Annotated in this window: 19 protein-coding genes; 11 read left to right on the forward strand and 8 right to left on the reverse strand. The window is 41.3% G+C overall.

Annotation, left to right across the window (positions count from 1 at the left end; genetic code table 11):
* Nucleotides 1-29: 29 nt before the first annotated feature.
* Nucleotides 30-1,994 carry an amylo-alpha-1,6-glucosidase gene (locus IM475_RS03930; protein WP_287726753.1) on the reverse strand — a complete coding sequence of 655 codons (1,965 nt, stop codon included), beginning with the start codon at nt 1,992-1,994 and terminating at the stop codon, nt 30-32.
* Between the two features lie 90 nt (nt 1,995-2,084).
* On the opposite strand from IM475_RS03930, the gene rpmH reads away from it, so the two are divergent.
* The 5 genes from rpmH to IM475_RS03955 all read left to right on the forward strand — a co-directional run bounded on the left by rpmH (nt 2,085) and on the right by IM475_RS03955 (nt 4,723).
* On the forward strand, nt 2,085-2,222 hold the full coding sequence (gene rpmH / locus IM475_RS03935) for a 50S ribosomal protein L34 (protein ID WP_002739276.1): 138 nt from the start codon (nt 2,085-2,087) through the stop codon (nt 2,220-2,222).
* Nucleotides 2,223-2,248: 26 nt separating this feature from the next.
* Nucleotides 2,249-2,611: a ribonuclease P protein component gene (rnpA, locus tag IM475_RS03940; RefSeq protein WP_193959845.1), complete on the forward strand. Its 363-nt coding sequence runs from the start codon at nt 2,249-2,251 to the stop codon at nt 2,609-2,611.
* Complete coding sequence (locus IM475_RS03945; protein ID WP_002763099.1) at nt 2,601-2,996, forward strand: PH domain-containing protein; 396 nt, start codon at nt 2,601-2,603, stop codon at nt 2,994-2,996. The genes rnpA and IM475_RS03945 overlap by 11 nt, the downstream gene beginning before the upstream one ends.
* 84 nt (nt 2,997-3,080) lie before the next feature.
* Nucleotides 3,081-4,229: a membrane protein insertase YidC gene (gene yidC, locus IM475_RS03950; RefSeq protein WP_002800507.1), complete on the forward strand. Its 1,149-nt coding sequence runs from the start codon at nt 3,081-3,083 to the stop codon at nt 4,227-4,229.
* Nucleotides 4,229-4,723 carry a Jag family protein gene (locus tag IM475_RS03955; RefSeq protein WP_151695271.1) on the forward strand — a complete coding sequence of 165 codons (495 nt, stop codon included), beginning with the start codon at nt 4,229-4,231 and terminating at the stop codon, nt 4,721-4,723. Before yidC ends, IM475_RS03955 begins: the two co-directional genes overlap by 1 nt.
* A gap of 105 nt (nt 4,724-4,828) precedes the next feature.
* On the opposite strand, the gene IM475_RS03960 is transcribed toward IM475_RS03955, so the two are convergent.
* Genes IM475_RS03960 through IM475_RS03970 form a run of 3 tightly spaced genes read right to left on the reverse strand, consistent with a single transcriptional unit; the run spans nt 4,829 to nt 7,306 of the window.
* A complete protein-coding gene (locus tag IM475_RS03960) occupies nt 4,829-5,038 on the reverse strand; it encodes a hypothetical protein (RefSeq protein WP_002739214.1) in 210 nt (69 codons plus the stop codon).
* Between the two features lie 11 nt (nt 5,039-5,049).
* A complete protein-coding gene (locus IM475_RS03965) occupies nt 5,050-6,729 on the reverse strand; it encodes a glycosyltransferase family 39 protein (protein ID WP_287726754.1) in 1,680 nt (559 codons plus the stop codon).
* A gap of 1 nt (nt 6,730) precedes the next feature.
* The gene (locus IM475_RS03970) at nt 6,731-7,306 is read right to left on the reverse strand and encodes a hypothetical protein (RefSeq protein WP_287658596.1); all 576 of its coding nucleotides are present in this window, start codon (nt 7,304-7,306) and stop codon (nt 6,731-6,733) included.
* Nucleotides 7,307-7,542: 236 nt separating this feature from the next.
* Between IM475_RS03970 and IM475_RS03975 the strand changes: the two genes are divergently transcribed.
* Complete coding sequence (locus tag IM475_RS03975; RefSeq protein WP_287658598.1) at nt 7,543-7,737, forward strand: hypothetical protein; 195 nt, start codon at nt 7,543-7,545, stop codon at nt 7,735-7,737.
* A gap of 130 nt (nt 7,738-7,867) precedes the next feature.
* Here the strand turns inward: IM475_RS03975 and IM475_RS03980 are convergent, their stop codons facing one another.
* Nucleotides 7,868-9,397, reverse strand: coding sequence for a pyruvate kinase (locus tag IM475_RS03980; RefSeq protein WP_287726755.1), 1,530 nt, complete (start codon nt 9,395-9,397; stop codon nt 7,868-7,870).
* A gap of 484 nt (nt 9,398-9,881) precedes the next feature.
* Here IM475_RS03980 and gatB point away from each other — a divergent pair, with 484 nt between their 5' ends.
* Both gatB and IM475_RS03990 read left to right on the forward strand, forming a co-directional pair.
* On the forward strand, nt 9,882-11,354 hold the full coding sequence (gatB, locus tag IM475_RS03985; RefSeq protein WP_287726756.1) for an Asp-tRNA(Asn)/Glu-tRNA(Gln) amidotransferase subunit GatB: 1,473 nt from the start codon (nt 9,882-9,884) through the stop codon (nt 11,352-11,354).
* Between the two features lie 178 nt (nt 11,355-11,532).
* Nucleotides 11,533-12,183, forward strand: coding sequence for a ParA family protein (locus tag IM475_RS03990; RefSeq protein ID WP_002745320.1), 651 nt, complete (start codon nt 11,533-11,535; stop codon nt 12,181-12,183).
* Between the two features lie 17 nt (nt 12,184-12,200).
* On the opposite strand, the gene IM475_RS03995 is transcribed toward IM475_RS03990, so the two are convergent.
* Both IM475_RS03995 and IM475_RS04000 read right to left on the reverse strand, forming a co-directional pair.
* Complete coding sequence (locus IM475_RS03995; RefSeq protein WP_287726757.1) at nt 12,201-12,653, reverse strand: DUF8637 domain-containing protein; 453 nt, start codon at nt 12,651-12,653, stop codon at nt 12,201-12,203.
* Between the two features lie 48 nt (nt 12,654-12,701).
* Entirely contained in the window at nt 12,702-13,469 is a 768-nt protein-coding gene (locus IM475_RS04000; protein ID WP_287658644.1) for a pentapeptide repeat-containing protein, read from the reverse strand.
* A gap of 428 nt (nt 13,470-13,897) precedes the next feature.
* Here IM475_RS04000 and IM475_RS04005 point away from each other — a divergent pair, with 428 nt between their 5' ends.
* The 3 genes from IM475_RS04005 to IM475_RS04015 are packed head-to-tail and all read left to right on the forward strand — an operon-like array spanning nt 13,898 to nt 17,230.
* Nucleotides 13,898-14,935: an AI-2E family transporter gene (locus tag IM475_RS04005; protein WP_287726758.1), complete on the forward strand. Its 1,038-nt coding sequence runs from the start codon at nt 13,898-13,900 to the stop codon at nt 14,933-14,935.
* Between the two features lie 18 nt (nt 14,936-14,953).
* Nucleotides 14,954-15,811: an amino acid ABC transporter substrate-binding protein gene (locus IM475_RS04010; RefSeq protein WP_287658606.1), complete on the forward strand. Its 858-nt coding sequence runs from the start codon at nt 14,954-14,956 to the stop codon at nt 15,809-15,811.
* 12 nt (nt 15,812-15,823) lie between these two features.
* Nucleotides 15,824-17,230: a DUF2079 domain-containing protein gene (locus tag IM475_RS04015; protein ID WP_287726759.1), complete on the forward strand. Its 1,407-nt coding sequence runs from the start codon at nt 15,824-15,826 to the stop codon at nt 17,228-17,230.
* On the opposite strand, the gene miaA is transcribed toward IM475_RS04015, so the two are convergent.
* A complete protein-coding gene (gene miaA / locus IM475_RS04020; protein WP_287726760.1) occupies nt 17,172-18,119 on the reverse strand; it encodes a tRNA (adenosine(37)-N6)-dimethylallyltransferase MiaA in 948 nt (315 codons plus the stop codon). The two genes, IM475_RS04015 and miaA, sit on opposite strands and share 59 nt — an antisense overlap.
* Between the last annotated feature and the right edge of the window lie 170 nt (nt 18,120-18,289).

Genomic DNA, 18,289 nt, shown 5'->3' on the forward strand with positions numbered 1-18,289 from the left:
CACACCTAACAATTGCTCATTTTAAAGGATTATGGCGTAAATTCTCGGATCGCTTGCCAAACCCTTAATGCCTCTGCCACTGTCCATGCTTGGGCAAAAGCACCCCTAGGGGTAAAAGGGGCATTACCATCGAAAATTTCACTTAAATTACCGATACAGCTATCCTGAAGATGGTCGATCATCGGTGTTAAAAAACTCTCAGCTAGAATGGGATCGCGATAGATTTTCAGATGGGCCTCGATAAATGCCCCTAATAACCATCCCCAGACTGTCCCCTGATGGTAGGCACTATCTCTTTTTAAGCGATCACCACTGTAAACGCCACGGTAATCAGGATGATCGGCATCTAGTGATCGCAAACCGCGAGAAGTCAACAATTTTAAAGCACAAATATCGACAATGGCCTTTTTCTGTGGGGAATTTAATAACTCCTCCACCGACAAGGACACGGCAAAAAGTTGATTCGGTCGTAAACTGGCATCATTACCCTTGTCCGTATCCAAAACATCGTAACAATACCCCAGAGAATCATCCCAGAAGCGAGAAAACCCTTTTAAGGTCATTTTTCTCATTTTTTCGTAATCAGTGGCATCCATGCCCAAATAATGGGCAAATTGAACCATTATTTTTAGGGCATTGAACCAAAGGGCATTAATTTCTACGGGTTTGCCGATGCGGGGAGTAATCACCAGATCATCAACTTTGGCATCCATCCAAGTCAATTGTACTCCCGCTTCGCCGGCATAGATCAAACCATCGTCATCTAGGTGAATATTGTAGCGAGTACCGCGACGAAACCAAGCGATCACTTCCTTTAAAGCGGGATAAATAGTTCTGAGAAACTCAAAATCTTGGCTTTGGTTAAAATAGGAACGAATGGCTTCAAAATACCAAAGAATAGCATCGACAGCGTTATATTCGGGCATTTCTCCGCCATCGGGCAGTAAATTGGGCAATAAACCCCGGTCTAGATAACGGGAAAAAGTTAGTAAAATCTGACGCGCGATCGCAGGTCTGCCTGTAGTCAAAGTTAATCCTCTTAGGGAGATCATCGTATCGCGACCCCAATCACCAAACCAAGGATAACCCGCGATTATCGTTTTGCCGTCCGGTTGATCCCGGAGAGGACGACTAACGATAAACTGGTCGGCAGCGAGGGTAAGTTGTTGAATCCATTCGGGCTGCTGGGGATTAATCAGACTATTTTCGTAGCGATAGCGAAACTCTAGAGAAGATTGACCGTCTAAATTCGGATCGGGACGGGTACTAGCGGCAATTGTCACCGATTCTCCCACTTTAAGAGTAGCCGAAAAACTAGCCCCATGAAGATGATTTTCCCGATCGATTAAACCACGATAACGTTCCACGGCCAAATCAAAGCGATAATACCAGATATGAGCAGGAAAAACCTCTCCTTGACTGATTAATAGATAAAAAGGTACAGCATGGTCATAGGCAATCACTCTTACTCCTTTTTCCAGAGGACTAATAGCCATTTGCCAGTTAAAACCCTGGGTATTGCCGTGAAAATCACGATAATTGACAAAAGCAGTCAGATTGAGAGTTAGGGGAGAATTGCCACGACGGTAGGTATAGTGAGTATAGGTGGTATTTTCTCCCTGTTCCATCCAGATACGCTTTTCTAGTAAGGCATCCCCACAGGTAAAAGTCCAGACGGGAATCGTCCCTTCCAGATGAAAACTTTCGATATTAATATAGCCTTGCGGTTCGATCGTAGCACCTAACCAGCGATTGCTGGCCAGATGATAAATTTTCTGGTTATATTGTACCGATTCATCGATTTTAGTCACAAGAAGCGTTCTTTGCGTCGGTGGAGCCAAAGCAGCGATCAAGAGGCCATGATAACAGCGAGTTAGCAATCCGGCCACGGTTCCCGCGGCAAAACCACCAATACCATTAGTGACTAACCATTCGCGCTTTTCAGCCACCGGGAGACAATTACAGATATCTCGACCAAAACGGAGCCTGACCATGAGCTTCCCAATTCCTAGTAATTTTGTTATAATTGAAAATTGTGTCTTTATATCTATAGACTAACTCTATCTTAAGGAGAAAAATCAGCAGTGAGTAAACGTACTTTAGAAGGAACCACGCGCAAACAGAAGCGCACTTCTGGATTTAGAGCGAGAATGCGTAGCGTCAACGGACGTAAAGTCATTAAAGCTCGTCGGAAAAGAGGGCGCTATCGTTTAAGTGTTTAGGTTATTCTGGGAACCGACTAATTTTCGTGGGACTACCCCAAATTCATCGCTTAAAACATCGACAGGATTTTCAAGCTGTCTATGGAAAAGGGAGGCGTTATCACGGTTCCCACTTAACCTTAATTAGTTTAGAGGATTCTTGCCCAGATGCCCCCGGCCCCAGTCGTTTTGGTATCTCGATTAGCAAGAAAGTTAGTAAAAAAGCGGTGGTTCGTAATCGACTAAAAAGGCAAATACGAGCGGTAATTCGGCAGTTATTGCCAGAAATAGCGGCAGGATGGCGAGGGATAATCATTATCCGTCCTGGGGCGATCGAGTGCAATTATGAACATTTTTTGCGAGAATTAAAGCAGTTGTTAGTGAAGGCAAATATAATTCATGGGCATTAAAGAAGAAACTTTTTATGAAGGCGGTCCGCACATCGGCGACCTAATCATCAATATCCTGCTAGGATTTACGGTGATTTGTTTACCTTTGACCGTTGGGGCAGTGGTACGGGCAATCTGGTTAAGATATAAGATAACCGATCGGCGGATTTCGATCACCGGGGGTTGGATGGGACGCGATCGCACAGATATTATCTATTCAGAAGTGGCAAAAGTGGCAAAAATGCCGAGAGGAATTGGTATTTGGGGAGACATTGTCGTAACTCTCAAGGATAGAAGTCGTTTAGAAATGCGCGCGATGCCGAAATTCCGGGAAATTCATGACTACATTGCCGAAAGAGTCGCCGATAAAACCGGTCGTCCCCTAGAATCGATCATCAGTCAATAAAACAAAATAATCGATCACCGCGATTCGATAAATTAGATTTGTCAAAGTGAACCCCCATTAAACGAGAAGGCATAGATTAAAGCCATGGATTTTGGAGTCGGATTTATTTCCACAAATATCATGTTGCCAATCCTAGATTTTTTCTTTCGGATTGTGCATAGTTACGGTTTCGCCATCATTGCTTTAACGCTAGTGGTGAGATTTGCCGTCTTTCCCCTCAGTGCCGGCCAGATTCGCAATATGAGAAAAATGCGAATCACTCAACCCTTGATGAAGGAAAGACAGGCAGAAATTCAACAACGCTACAAAAATGACCCGCAAAAACAACAGGAGGAAATGGGCAAATTAATGCAGGAGTTGGGCAATCCCCTGGCCGGTTGTTTACCCCTGCTATTACAAATGCCGATTCTTTTGGCTTTATTTGCGACTCTGCGGGGTTCCCCCTTCTCGGATATTAACTATACCGTCGATTTACAAGTGCTGCCAAGCGAACAAATCGCCCTCGTGCAGCGCCAACCCTATGCCACCAAACCCCAAAACGTCTATATTGACGAGTCTCTCCACTATCCCATTACCGCTTTTTTACCCCAAGGCAATAAAATCGCCCCGGGAGAACAGGTAAAAATCGACCTGCAAAACGACCAGGGCAAGTCTTTGGGCCAATTAGCCACGGAAGCACCCGAAAATAACCTAAAACCCACCTACGAGGTGGTTAAAGGTCAAGAACTGGTGCAAGTTAATGAAGACGGTTCCATCGTCGCTTTAGCCCCCGGAGATGCCAGTATTAAAGTTATCGTGCCGGGGATTGCCGCTAATACGGGTTTTCTCTTTATTGAGGCCCTGGGAAGAATTGGGGCAACCGGTGCGAATGGTGAAATTCACTGGGATATCTTGGCGATGGTGATCGCTTTCGGTATTAGTATCTATGTTAACCAAGAGTTATCCGGCGCCGGTGCGCCTTCGGGGGGAGCAGCCCAACAACAGCAAACGGTGAATAAAATCACCCCGATAATTTTTAGTATGATGTTCCTGTTTTTCCCCTTACCGGCGGGGGTATTGATGTATATCTTAACCGCGAACATCTTCCAAACTATTCAAACGGTGATTTTGATGCGGGAACCTTTACCGGAAAACCTGCAAAAATTGGTAGCGGAACAGGAAAAAACGGAAAAAACCCGCGATGCTCTCCCCTTTGAAAAACGTTCTAGCAAGAAAAAGGAAAAAACATCGTAATGAGTATATGGGAGCAAAATAGCGAGAAAGCTAAACAATGGCTGGAAAAACTGCTAAAGTTGATGGCCATGCCCACAGATGTCCAGATTGGTGTGCAGGAATTGGGAACTGGACCTTCCTCCTGTTGGTTAATTATTGATAGCAGTCAATTGAGTCCCCAACAAGTGGAACTTCTCCTCGCTAACAAGGGTGAGGGACTGGATGCGATTCAATCCCTAGCTAATACGATTCTGAATATTGGTGTCGAGTCGGCAGAACATCAGTTCTATATTGTCGAAATCAATGGCTATCGTCAACAAAGACAGGCAGAACTTTTCGACTGGGTGAATCAAGCGGCGACGCAAGTGCGGCAAACAGGGCAGGAAATAGAATTAAAAGCCCTATCTTCGGCAGAACGTCGCCAAATTCATGCCTTTTTTCAGGAAGAAAACGATTTAACCACAGAAAGTCGCGGCGTGGAACCCGATCGCCGGTTAGTAATTCGTTTAAAATAAGACCAAAGGGTGGGGTAAAACCTGCCCTCTTTTTTATTTTAGCCAGATATTTCCTGTCTCGGAGTTTCTTCACCTAACGGAAGATTTTTGATTGTTGCAGGAGATTTAATAACTTAACTTCAGGGCATTTACAGGTACATCATCCCAAGATTCTACGGTTCTTAAAACTGCTACCCACCCCGCTTGTTTTTGTTCATCCGTAAGACTGGTTAACCAACTTTGATGACAATCTTTTGCCGCTTGTTCGTCTTGACAGGCAATACAAGCTTGTACTAAACCGCAGGGGTCAATCTGTTCATTTACCCAAATAATCATAGTTAATAGCCCTACTTAACTTTACTATTATAATCCATCGATCGCCCACAGAGAAACTTTTGATATTCATAACCCGTTACATAATTGGAGGATAACTCTGAGAGTTGACAGTCCGATAAATCTATTGAAGAATGGAAATTAATTAACCATAATTCAAAAGGGGGAGAAGATGACAGATTAAAATTTGGCTTTTGTTTTGGGTTGACTAAGAGAAACTTAGGGTTTTTGTCGGGAAATCTTTGGTTAAATTCCCAAGCAATTCCCATCATTTCTCCCACCTGCACCAAACTCCTATAGCTAGTAGCAATTACTAGCGGATAACGGCTATTATTTTCGATGGTGGTAACTAATTTATCTGGGCGATAATACTTACGATAGCCTAAATTAAAAGTCACACTTAGGGAACTAACTAAAGCCATGATAATGACAATAATTACTATTCTTTTCTGCTTCCTTTGCCAACAATTATCTAATAAAATTGCCAGAATTAAAATTACCGAGGGAAAGTAAACAAAACTATATCTAGCTCCCCGGGTAATATCGACCGAAAGCAGATAAGTGATGACAAAGAAAATAGCAATTGAACTGAGAAAAAATGCCGAGAGAATGCCTAATTCTGGTTTATAGGAGTCTAGCCACGCTGTTTTTAATTGTGGGATAATCCAGAGAAAAAACCCGATCATTATTGCCCCAGAAATCAAGATAATTATTAAAGATTCTGATTCAACGGGGAGCAGGGAAAGCATAGTTATTAATGTTCCCAGTAACTGAAAAAAGGGGCTAATTACGGCTAAAAAACTATCATTGTCTCTCTGAATCCAACCAGTCATCTGATTGCCATAATCTTTGGGTACAAACGTGATAAACCAAATAATAATAAAGCTCAAGTTACCTAAAAAAACTAAACTTAAACGCCACCAATTAGTTATCCAAAAGTTTTTTTGTTTGATTTGATTGGATAAAATCAATAATAAAGTTATCGCTTCCGCTAGGATAGTTAAACTAAAAAAATAGTGGACTAATAACCCCAGACAGTTTACAATTAACCAGAAAAAAACCAAAGTATGGGATATTCTTTGATGGTGGATAATTTGGCCGCTTGCCCTAAGAAAACAGCCTAAAGATATGAGGACAAATACAACCGCTAAAGTATAATGACGCGCTTCTTGGGAGATAAAAACCCCGTAGGGAGAAACCGCCATTAAAATCGCCGCTAGAAAAGCGATCGAGCCTGATTTAAAGACCAATTTACTGATAAAATAAATTAAAGGAATCGAAATAACTCCCCAAAATACTGCCAGCGCTCGCATTCCTTCTAAAGATACATATTCTCCCCGATCAAAGAATAATTTATTCCAGAGATAGGCGAGAATAAAATATAAAGGTGGATGATTGTCCTCCTGAATAACTAATTTAATTACATCGGCAATAGTTGCCCGATCATTGCTCTGGAGAGGTGCGAATAAAGTGGCGAGGGAAATTATCTGATTTAACGGCACTATCTGGTAATTATTGCCAATACTAAAAACCATAGTTGCAAATTCATCCGTCCAGGGAGGTTTGCTCGTTAATTGTGTTAACCTAATAACCAGTCCCAAAATTATTACTAATCCTAACCAGCAAAAATCAGACCAAGCTAACCGCTCCTTGCTTCTTTGTTGTAGATCAGAAATGACTGTAGATAAATTCAATTTAATTGTTATCTCCGAAAGATTCGATTATTTTAACCGCTTCCGATGGGGAAATATCTTGACGGCAATTAGGATAATCATACTCCTCCCGGGCAATTAATGCCCCACTGAGACGATAAAAATATTCTCCCATTTTCATCCAATCGGAATAAAAATCGGGTTCGGGGAATTGTTGCCTTAATTCCGAGTTTTTGGGTGTACCATAATTGAGCCAGTATCCTTCTCCAAATAGTGGGGAATTGAGCGCTAGGGTTCCCTCTAATTCTAAACCATCATCGCCCCTAGCGTTTTCGATTCCTTCCACCAAAAAACAGCTATTCTCGGCATTTTCAAAGAGGATTGCGTATCCTTTCCTCTCTTCTGCGAGGATTTTAATCTCGCTGGCCCGAAATCCGGGGGGGATATAGTTAGGTAAAATAATCTTAGCATCTAGCGATCGCAGTTGTTGGCGTTGACTGGCGCTCAAAGTTACCGTTTCTGCTCTCAGATATTGCCCATTGTCAATAATAACAATAGATAATCCTAAAACTAAAGGCCAGAAAAATTTTATGGTCATAATCGCGGTTTCTAGGGTCATATTCTGGAGAATATGTCAGTTTTTAGGCAATTTACTGATTATTTAACCAGATTGACGACGAATATTGCCCTTTTCCTGTTCCCGATTCCCTATTTACCCATTCTAATCGACAAAAAATCATAGCTTATCTGTGGATTCCACTTTTTTCCACTTCTGTCACCCAAAATTATGGGACTGACATCACCCCAAACCCTCTCGTATTCTAAGGTTATCGAGAGGAAAGAGAGGTAACAACCATGTTAGCCAGCCACCAAAATCAAACTTTTGTCCGTAACTACTTAATCGCAGTTATCTCCGTGGTGATGATGGGTGTGGGAGTTGCCGATCTCGTCAATAATCCCTCCCGAATCGCTCAACAAAACCGTCTTGATGGTTATGGTCGCTATGTTAGCGCTGGTTTGGTTAGCGGTGCGGTCAATAATATACGTTAATCTGCCTCTGATTCTCAAGCCTGTTGAAAAGGTGTGGGGAATTATGAATTATGAATTATGAACTGGGGAGAATAAATAAAAATAATCTCCTGAATACTGATAGCTAAAAATAACTGATAACTGAAACTGCTTAAACCCAAGAATGGAGAGCGCGTAATTGGGGCGTTTTTTTAGCTTGGTGGGTCTGCATTCTTTGTAAAACATCATCAAGAATTGTCACCGCTTCCCGGATATATTTCCCCTTATTAAGCATGACACATTCGGCCCTTTCGGCCATAGCGGCATCGGTAATCTCGGCCCGGGAAGGAATACTTTTCTTGACCAGATTTTCTAGAACTTGGGTAGCCCAAATTACTGGAATATGGGCTGCTTCGCATAACCAGAGAATTTCCTCTTGAATTTCTGCTAGTCTTTGATAGCCAATTTCTACGGCCAAATCACCCCGGGCAATCATCACCCCAAAAGGTTGTTTACCGGCGGCATGGATGATTAATTCGGGTAGATTTTTCACGGCTAAAGGTGTTTCTATTTTGGCCACAATTGCTTTTTGTCGCCAAGCATCCCCCAAACGACTTTGTAACTCTAGCTGTAGTGTCTCGATATCGCTGGCTTTTTGTACAAAGGAGTAACCGATAATATCGGCATTTTCGGCAATAAAATCTAAATCTTGCCGGTCTTTTGCGGTCAAAGGATCGATATTTAAAACCGTATCTGGGAAATTTAGTCCCTTATCTGCTTTGAGTTTTTCCCCTTTCTCCCTGGCGTGGGTAATTTTTAGTAAAAGACCTTCCGGCATTATGGCAATAACTTCAGCCCCAATATGACCATCATCAATCCAAACTTTCGCCCCGACGGGAATTTGGGGAATAATTTCCGGTTGGGAACAATTAGCCTGAAAATACTGAGGATGGGCAGTATGGGGCGGTTGGGTGGTTAAGAGGAGAAAATCCCCTTGATATAGTCTGGTTTGGGACTGGGGGGCTAAAATCTCTTCTAAACGGATTTTTGGACCCGCTAAGTCCATATAAACCTTACAGGTATCTCCATTGACTAAATTTTCGGGATTTTTGACCGCCTCGCGCAGATTTTCGATCATTCCCTGCCACTCTTTCGGGCTATCATGGGCGCAATTAATGCGAATACAGTCCATCCCGCAACGCAGTAATTGAGCGATAAAATCGGGGTCAGTTGCCGCCTCCGTCGGCATTGTCACCATAATTCGCACCCGACGCCGGGGGGAAGGCAGACCGAAAACTTCGGCGCTATGGGAAGCTAAAAGTTGATCTCCTTGGAAAAATGCCTCTAAAGGGGGATGTTTTGGCAATAATGAGGATTCTTGATGACAAACCGCCCCTAAAGTGGCAATTACGGCATCGAGAGTCGGTAAAACTTTTGATTCAATCCGGCCTAGGGAAGATAATCCCCAGGGCATTAAAGCTAATTGTAAATCCCGGATATCTTCTTGTCTCAGGGCGAGATAATAGGCTAAATTACGGGTGCTAGGTTGAAAATTCTCCTTTTCAATCAGGTTTTTCCACTGCTGCAATTTCTCCTCTCCTTCTACTGTCACAAAATGCCGTAACTTTTGCAGATGATGGAGGAGAGTTTGAGGGTAGGATAATTGTTCTCGTTTGAGTTGTTCTGAGAGAGTTAAAGACATAAAATCAAGTAAAAATTAAAAATCGTCAATTACTAAGGCAATACTCGCCTAGAAAATGATCACTTTTGCGGCTTATATTGCTCTTGGCTGGTTATGGGGTCAGTTATTGGGTATAATCTCTCTGTTTCTATACTAAGCAAATATCCCGTCTCTAGAAGTTAATTTTTGCTACGATTTATGTCGGTTATCTTCATGGTGAGTTGGGAAGTTTTGGTTTTCGGGAGTCGCTGGTCGGTGGTCGATACTAAAAAAGCTAGGTTTATCGGTGAAAAATTATCGATAAGCTTCTTTAATCTTATGCCTTTGATAAAATTAAAAATAATGGCGGACATTGGTTGAATAAATTATCTTTTTTGAGCTATATTAAAGGTGCATAAAGTTATTAGTAACTACATTATTAAGTTTTATGAAGGGAGGGAATGCTCCAGAATCGCGACTATAATGATTAAACAGATCATTCCTGTGTCGGCGAGAGCGAGAAAATATGTCTGCCACTGAATACGAAGCAATTATCGGTTTAGAAACCCACTGTCAACTGAACACCAGAAGCAAGATATTTTGTTCCTGTCCCACCAACTTCGATAGTCCCCCCAATACTAACGTCTGTCCCATCTGTTTGGGTTATCCGGGGGTGTTACCCGTCCTTAACCAAGAAGTCCTGGCCAGTGCCGTTAAACTGGGATTAGCTATCGATGGTAAAATCACACCTCATAGCAAATTTGATCGCAAACAGTATTTTTATCCCGACCTGCCGAAAAATTATCAAATTTCCCAGTATGATCTCCCTATTGTCGAACAGGGTCAACTAGAAATCGAGATCGTCGATAAAAAAACTAAGGAAGTTAGCCGCAAAATTATCGGCATTACCCGTCTGCACATGGAAGAAGACGCGGGAAAACTGGTTCATGCCGGCAGCGAACGTCTCTCCGGTTCCACCCATTCCCTCGTGGATTTTAACCGTACAGGTGTACCATTATTAGAAATTGTCTCGGAACCGGATTTACGCACCGGGGCCGAAGCGGCGGAATATGCCCAAGAATTACGGCGTTTAGTGCGTTATCTCGGCATCAGTGACGGCAATATGCAGGAAGGTTCCCTGCGCTGCGATGTCAATATTTCCGTTCGCAAAAAAGGCACTGAAAAGTTCGGGACTAAGGTAGAAATTAAAAATATGAACTCCTTTAGTGCTATCCAAAAAGCCATAGAATACGAGATTGATCGACAAATTGAAGCGATCGAAAATGGTGAACCAATCGTACAGGAAACCCGTCTTTGGGAAGAAGCTAGTCAACGGACGATTAGTATGCGGAAAAAAGAAGGTTCTAGCGATTATCGCTATTTTCCCGAACCGGATTTACCCCCCCTAGAAGTCTCCCCCGAACAGTTAAAAGCTTGGGCGGAAGAATTACCAGAATTACCCGCTCGTAAACGTCGTCGTTATGAAGAAGAATTTGGTCTTTCCGCCTACGATGCCAGGGTTTTAACCGATGATCGCACCGTGGCCGAATATTTTGAAACTGCTGTAATTGCGGGGGCAAATGCGAAATTAGTCGCTAACTGGATCAGTCAAGATATCGCCGCTTATTTGAATAATAATAAGCTGACGATCACAGAAATCGCCCTGCAAGCGTCAGACTTAGCCGAATTAGTTAAACTGATTGAAACCGGAACAATTAGTGGTAAAATTGCTAAGGAAATTTTACCCGAACTTCTCACTCAAGGCGGTTCACCCAAAGCGCTGGTGGAAAAGAAAGGATTAATACAAATTTCTGACACTTCTGCCATCGAAAAACTGATCGAGGACATTATCGCCGCCCATCCAAGCGAGTTAGAAAAATTCCGGGCAGGTAAAACCAATCTTAAGGGATTTTTTGTCGGTCAAGTCATGAAAAAAAGCGGCGGTAAGGCCGATCCTAAATTAACTAGCCAAATCTTAGATCAAAAACTTTCTGGTTAGTTATATTCAGTGATCAGTAATCAGTAATCAGTGGGGAGCTTTTTTTCAGTGATAAGTAAACAGTAATCATTGAACTTAAAACTCAAATCTGATAACTGGTAACTGATAACTGATAACTGGTAACTGATAACTGGTAACTGATAACTGATAACTGATAACTGATAACTGATAACTGAAAATGACCTCGCAATTAAAGCCTAATAGCCCGAAAATTCTCGCTGTTGTCAACGGTAAAGGTGGTGTGGGTAAAACCACCACTGCGGTCAATTTAGCGGCAATTTGGGGGCAGAATCAGCGTGTTTTGCTGGTGGATGCGGATCCGCAGGGTTCCTCCACTTGGTGGGTAGAAAGAAATCAAGCGGGTATGGTATTTGATTTAGCCAAGCAAATTAATACAGAGAAATTAGGAGAATTGCGTCAAATTATCGAGTACGATCTGATCGTGATTGACACACCACCAGCTTTGCGCTCCGAATTACTGACGGCAGTAATAGCAGAATCAGATTATTTAATTTTACCGACTCCTCCCGCACCGATGGATTTAATGGCTTTAATTGACACGGTACGCACGGCAGTTAAACCCCTAGGAATTGCCTATCGGGTTTTGTTAACGAAAGTGGATTCCCGTAGTCTTAAGGAAACTTTGGAAGCACAAAATACTTTATTAGAATTAGGTATTCCTGCCTGTCATGCTTTTGTCAGAAATTATAAGGCCCACGAAAAAGCCGTTTTAGACGGGGTAGCTATTACCAATTGGCGCGGTAAAAATGCCCAAGAAGCCAGCGCCGATTATCGTCGTGTGGCCGAAGAATTAGAACGGGATTGGTAGATTTATGGACAGGTTTTCTAAGCACAATATTTTTGCAGTAAAGAAATCACTAAATCTAGACCATCGGGCTGAACTTGAACAGTATAGGCTTCGGCTTCAATTTGTCTGCTAAAACCCTGATAATTCATAAAAAATCTTCTGGTCATTGCCGGTGGTTCTATGGCTAAATTAAGAGCTTTAACTGTTTTGCCCCCATGACAAAGTTGAGCGGCATGGACAGCTTCATGAATTAATGTTGGCCGGGCAATACCTAAGTCAAAAACTAGGGGATGAATCCAAATAATTCTAGTTTTACTATCAAATAAACCGTAGGCTCCTCGCACTGGTGGCGGGGCAAGTTTGACGATAAAATTGTGTTTTTCTAAAGTTTTTTGCAGCAGTGAAAAATCAGGATTCGCCGCCGCTAAATTTTCTCCTGTGGCTAATTGCATCCCTAGAAAAACAGCAGCGATTGTGTAATAAATGCCCATCGGGTGATAGTTCCTATTAAAGAAAAATCCAAATTAGCAAGAGGTTATTCATTGATGAATCGAACCATCGGGGAGAATTGTTCCCGTTAAAATTGCTCCAGTTAATTTCACCATAATACGCTTACCAAAGCCAATTTTTGCCCCGCGTAAATCTGCCGCCGACAGATCCGCCCCGCTTAAATCCGCTCCGATGAGATTGGCTTCCTGTAAATTTGCGCCTTTAAGGTTAGCTTCGAGGAGATTGGCGCGAAAAAGATTAGCTTTGTACAGATTGGCTTTTTCTAGGTTAATTTTGTGCAGGAAGCTATCGCTTAAGTCGGCATGGCTTAAATCTGCCCCGATGAGACTGCGACTAGAGAGATCTTTTTCTTTCAGGTTGGCTCCCTGTAAATCGGCTCCGTTTAAATCCCGATAGTGAGGGCGCCAGGCGGCATGATTGTGGACCTGATGGTTATTCTGGGAGTGGCTGTGTTGACTGTGGGTTTGTTGACTGTGGGTTTGTGAATTTTGGCCGGGTTGGCTAGGGTGAGGCTGATAGGGAGAAGCAGTTTTATAGGCGTGGGCGGGCTGTTTTTCAGTTTTAGGGGCGGAATTGGAGCGTTTAGGAGAATTTTGATGAATTTGCCGCAATTGTTCCCTAGCTTGGTTAATTTCTTGCAGTTTAGCCGTGGCTTTTTCCAAAAGACGCTGATTATCTTTGGGAATGCGATCGGGATGCCAAATAAACACCAAATCTTTGTAGGCTTGATTGATCTCATCGAGAGATGCCCCATGATCTAACCCTAAAACTTTATAGTATCGCTCCAATTCTTTCATCATCGAAGTCCTAATACAAGGATAAAAGCATTAATGGCCACAATTTTGCTGAGTCTTGTCGGATTTTCTAGGAGAGGATTTCTTTCAGGATAATTTGACTCTGGGAGAGTTGCCATAAAATTTGAGAAAATGTCTGGTAATTAAGAAAATCTCGTTTTTCTATCCTGTTTTGTGGCGTAACTGTATAGCACATAACAGCAAAATTAGCAAATTTTTGATACAAAACTTAATTTTTGCTGTTGGGGGTTAGGGAGAGGGAAGTGGGGAAGTGGGGAAGTGGGGAAGTGGGGAAGTGGGGAAGTGGGGAAATTGAACTAAAACCCCAAAACCCCAAGACCCCAAAACCCCAACACCTAAAACCTGCCGACCGCCGACCGCCGACCGACTGCTGTATGATAAAACTTGTCCCGATAGGATAAATCAAGGTTGTGAAATTTGGTCAGTGGTTGGGGTTTATCTGTTTAATAATGGCTCTGTATGTATTGTGGCAGATTCGACAGCTGTTATTATTGATTTTTATGGCGATCGTGTTTACTGTAGCCTTAAATAGATGTGTGAAAGGATTGCAGAGATTAGGTATTAAAAGGGGTTTGGCTATTTTAATTACCCTGCTGACGAGTCTGGGAATTGCGATTTTATTTTTTATAATTATTGTTCCCCCCTTTATCGAACAGTTTCAAAAATTAATTGAACTTTTACCGCAAGCTTGGGATTTAGTCCGTAATAACTTGATTCGATGGCGACAACAATTCCAATTTGATTGGTTGCCATCCCTGCCTAATTTAACTGATTTAGTCCAGCAGTTACAACCTTTAGGAACCTTTGTTTTTAGTAACTTTTTTACCTTCTTTTCTAACTCAGTTGCGGCCATTTTGCAATTATTATTCGTGCTGGTGTTAGCAATGATGATGTTAGTCAACCCCCAACCCTATCGACAAGCTTTCTTAAAATTATTTCCTAACTTCTATCGTCGTCGTGCTGAGGAAATTCTTACCCTATCGGAAGCAGGTTTAGGTAATTGGTTGTTGGGAATTGCCATTAGTTCAACTATGGTAGGATTATTAAGTGGTTTCGGTCTTTTCGTTCTACAAATTAATCTAGTTCTCGTTCATGCTATCCTAGCAGGATTACTCAATTTTATCCCTAATATCGGACCGACTGCTAGTGTGATTTTTCCGATCCTCATTGCTGTTATCGATGCACCTTGGAAAATTGTCGCTATTCTGATTCTCTATTTTATTATCCAAAATGTCGAAAGTTATTTGCTGACACCAACTGTCATGGCTAAACAGGTATCTTTACTACCAGCAATTACCCTAATCGCTCAAATTTTCTTCGCTCAAATATTTGGCATCTTAGGTTTATTATTGGCTTTACCTTTGACAGTGGTAGTAAAAACATGGTTAGATGAATTACTATTCAAAGACATTTTAGATCAATGGGATCACGTCCATAAAAAATCTTAAATAATCTCGGCAAAAGTCATGAAATTAATCATTCTTACTCTCGTTATTTTATCTAATTTTTTTGCTGCTCTCCCAGCTAAGTCTGAAACGGTTCTAGAAAAAATTAAACGCACGGGATTATTAGAAGTAGCTATGAGAGAAGATGCGATTCCTTTTGGCTATCGAGATAGTAATAATAATTTGCAGGGATTATGCTTAGATTTTATCCAATTGCTCAGAGGGGAACTAAAGCATAAATTAAACCTCCAGATCATCAGTGTCAAAATTTATAAATCAACTTTATTTAATCGCTTCCAGTTATTGGAAAATAAAACCGTTGATTTCGAGTGTGGTCCCAATAGTATCAGAAAAAATATACCTGATGGTGTCAGTTTTTCCCGTCCTTTTTTTGTGACTGGAACTCAGTTTTTAGTTCGGAGTGATAGTCAGAAGAATTTTAACTTTTCCTCGTCCTTAGAAGGTATAAGTATTGGAGTTTTGCGAGATACCAGCACTCAAGAATTATTAAGACAAAAATATCCTCTTGCTACCTATCAAGAATTTCAAGGAGTGACGGGAAGACTGCGGGGTATCCAAAGTTTAAGAAGGAATAGAATAGATGCTTTTGCTAGTGATGGTATTCTGCTAATTGGAGAAGCTGTCATTCTCGGTTTATCCTTAGAAAAAGATTATCAACTTATCCCCCGCAATCCTTTAAATTGTGATTATTATGGTTTCATTCTTCCCGCTAATGATCCCCAATGGCAAGAGTTTATTAATGGGGTTATCGTCACCAGTGAGAACAGAAATATTTTTAAAACATGGTTTACTGAAGTTGCTTCCTATTTTATAGATACCTGGCAATATTGTCGTAATAATCCCCAAAAATCCCAGTAAAACTTAACGATTATGCCCCAAAAAAAAGATATATTTTGGTTAATTGGTTGCGCGACAATAATCCTGTTTATTTGCAGTGCAACCAGACATATTTTATTTCAATCTAATGCTCTCGATCTTGGTTGGTTTGATCAGGGAGTTTACCTAATTTCTCAAGGTAAACTACCGATTATATCTTTTGTTGACTACCATATTTTAGGCGACCATATCGCTTTTATTCTCTATCCTATAGCCTTACTTTATAAAATTTATCCGAGCGTTTATTGGCTGCTTTTCTTACAAGCTTTTTCCCTTTCTCTTGGTGCTTTTCCCCTCTGGCAATTGGCAATAGAAGCGGGATTAAAAGAAAAACAAGCTTATACATTAGCCTTAGTTTATCTGCTCTATCCCCTGATTTTTAATGTTAATCTCTTTGATTTTCATCCAGAAGTGATCGCAGTGCCAGCGATTTTTTGGACAATTTTGGCAGCAAGATTAAATAATCTCTGGGGATTTTGTCTAGGAATCATTATTATTCTCGGTTGTAAAGCAATTCTCTCTTTAACATTGTTGGGAATGGGTATCTGGTTACTTCTCTGGGAAAAGAAAAAAATCCCCGGAATAATTGCCATGATTACCGGCATTCTTTGGTTTATTATCACCACGAAGTTATTAATTCCTCTCCTGACAGGAAAATCAGCAGTTATTGAAATGGCTGATTCTCGATATAGTTATCTAGGAGATAGTTTACCAGCAATTATCTTTAATCTTTTCCTCAAACCCGATCTTGTCTTGGGAAAAATCTTTACTGGCAATAATCTAGAATACCTAATCCTATTAATTATTCCCTTAGTTTGGGGTTTATCCTGGCGCTATTCTGCGCCAATAATTGCCGCTATTCCCGCACTCGCTTTAAATTTATTGGCAGATCATGCCCCACAAAAAAACTTAACTACTCAATATTCCCTGCCAATTTTGCCCTTTTTATTTCTAGCGGTTATCGCCACTTTAGCCCATAATAGCAGCTGGTTGAAGCAGCCTAAATGGATAATTACTTGGGCAATTATTGCCTTTTTTGCCTTAGCTAAATACGGCTATTTTTGGTCACTGTATTTAAATTCCCTCGATACTTGGTCCGCCACCCAAAAAGCTCTAACCCAAATTACCACCAGTGAGAGTGTCTTGACTACTTCTAGAATTGCCCCCCATCTTACCCATCGAGAAATGATCAAATTAACGATCGAAGGTTCCCAATCCCTAGATTTAAATCAATTTAATTATATCCTACTCGATCGCCGTCATCCCGGTTGGTCTAGTTCACCAGAACTAATTGATGATCACTTAAATAAACTGAATCACAATGAGAACTTTCAGTTAATCTTTAATGAGGATGATGTGTTTTTATATCGGGCCTTGACAACCCCTCAAGAAACAAAATAATTTTTCGTTCCACCGATTCCAATAAATTTTCTTTATCGACGGGAAACCAGACAATATCAGCATCGGCACGAAACCAAGTGCGCTGACGTTTGGCAAATTGACGGGTGTGGAGGATAATCAGATCGATCGCCTGTTCTAAAGAAACTTCTCCGAGGAGATATTGCTTAATCTCTGCATAACCCAAAGTCTGCAAAAGTGGCAAATCCCAACCGTATTTATCCCCCAAATTCTGCACCTCTGCTACTAATCCCCTGGCGATCATTTGATCAGTACGAACAGTGATCCGCTTGCCTAAACTTTCTGGGGAACAATCTAAACCAATTTGTAAAATCGGATAAGTGGGAGGATTTTCTCCCTGCTGACTAGAGATAGGTTTTCCTGTCAGATAAAAAACCTCTAAAGCGCGTAAAGTCCTGATCTGATCATGGGGATGAATTTTTTTAGCGGCATCTTCATCTACCTGGGTCAGAATTTGATAGAGATAGGATTGTCCTAAAGCTTGTAATTGCTGCCTTAAATCCGGTTGAGGAGAAACCCTCGGTATTTTTAAACCTTTGACAATGGACTTGATATAAAGTCCCGTACCACCAACCAAAAACAGAGGAGAATACTGGAGATTGCTGATTAAATCCTCAGCTTGTTCTTGGTACTGTGCTAGGGTAAAATTATCTTTAGGAGCGCAAATATCAATTAGATAATGGGGAATTCGCTGACATTCTTCTAAGCTAGGTTTAGCGGTACCAATATTAAATTCTCGATAGATTTGTCGGGAATCGGCACTGAGAATTACTGAATTAAACTTTTCAGCCAATTGTAGGGCTAAACTGGATTTTCCTGTGGCAGTTGCGCCACAAATAACAATTAAAATAGGTAAAGAGGAAGTAGTCATCAATGCTACATGACAGTGAACAGTAATCAGTGAAAAGACAGGAATGTTAAGCTAAGACGGGTGCATCCCACATTTGCAGAAATACCGACAATCAGCAATTATCAGTGACTCTTAAATTAGTACAAAAATATGAACAATCGCGTGTAAGCATCTCACAGTTAAACTAATGC

The sequence above is a fragment of the Microcystis sp. M061S2 genome (assembly GCF_020245605.1).
GTDB lineage: Bacteria > Cyanobacteriota > Cyanobacteriia > Cyanobacteriales > Microcystaceae > Microcystis.

Bases quoted from the DNA above. Each gene is read 5' to 3' on its own strand.
- IM475_RS03930 (WP_287726753.1), bottom strand. From the start codon at position 1,994: ATGGTCAGGCTCCGTTTTGGTCGAGATATCTGTAATTGTCTCCCGGTG.
- IM475_RS03945 (WP_002763099.1), top strand. From the start codon at position 2,601: ATGGGCATTAAAGAAGAAACTTTTTATGAAGGCGGTCCGCACATCGGC.
- yidC (WP_002800507.1), top strand. From the start codon at position 3,081: ATGGATTTTGGAGTCGGATTTATTTCCACAAATATCATGTTGCCAATC.
- IM475_RS03955 (WP_151695271.1), top strand. From the start codon at position 4,229: ATGAGTATATGGGAGCAAAATAGCGAGAAAGCTAAACAATGGCTGGAA.
- IM475_RS03960 (WP_002739214.1), bottom strand. From the start codon at position 5,038: ATGATTATTTGGGTAAATGAACAGATTGACCCCTGCGGTTTAGTACAA.
- IM475_RS03970 (WP_287658596.1), bottom strand. From the start codon at position 7,306: ATGACCCTAGAAACCGCGATTATGACCATAAAATTTTTCTGGCCTTTA.
- IM475_RS03975 (WP_287658598.1), top strand. From the start codon at position 7,543: ATGTTAGCCAGCCACCAAAATCAAACTTTTGTCCGTAACTACTTAATC.
- IM475_RS03980 (WP_287726755.1), bottom strand. From the start codon at position 9,397: ATGTCTTTAACTCTCTCAGAACAACTCAAACGAGAACAATTATCCTAC.
- gatB (WP_287726756.1), top strand. From the start codon at position 9,882: ATGTCTGCCACTGAATACGAAGCAATTATCGGTTTAGAAACCCACTGT.
- IM475_RS03990 (WP_002745320.1), top strand. From the start codon at position 11,533: ATGACCTCGCAATTAAAGCCTAATAGCCCGAAAATTCTCGCTGTTGTC.
- IM475_RS03995 (WP_287726757.1), bottom strand. From the start codon at position 12,653: ATGGGCATTTATTACACAATCGCTGCTGTTTTTCTAGGGATGCAATTA.
- IM475_RS04000 (WP_287658644.1), bottom strand. From the start codon at position 13,469: ATGAAAGAATTGGAGCGATACTATAAAGTTTTAGGGTTAGATCATGGG.
- IM475_RS04010 (WP_287658606.1), top strand. From the start codon at position 14,954: ATGAAATTAATCATTCTTACTCTCGTTATTTTATCTAATTTTTTTGCT.
- IM475_RS04015 (WP_287726759.1), top strand. From the start codon at position 15,824: ATGCCCCAAAAAAAAGATATATTTTGGTTAATTGGTTGCGCGACAATA.
- miaA (WP_287726760.1), bottom strand. From the start codon at position 18,119: ATGACTACTTCCTCTTTACCTATTTTAATTGTTATTTGTGGCGCAACT.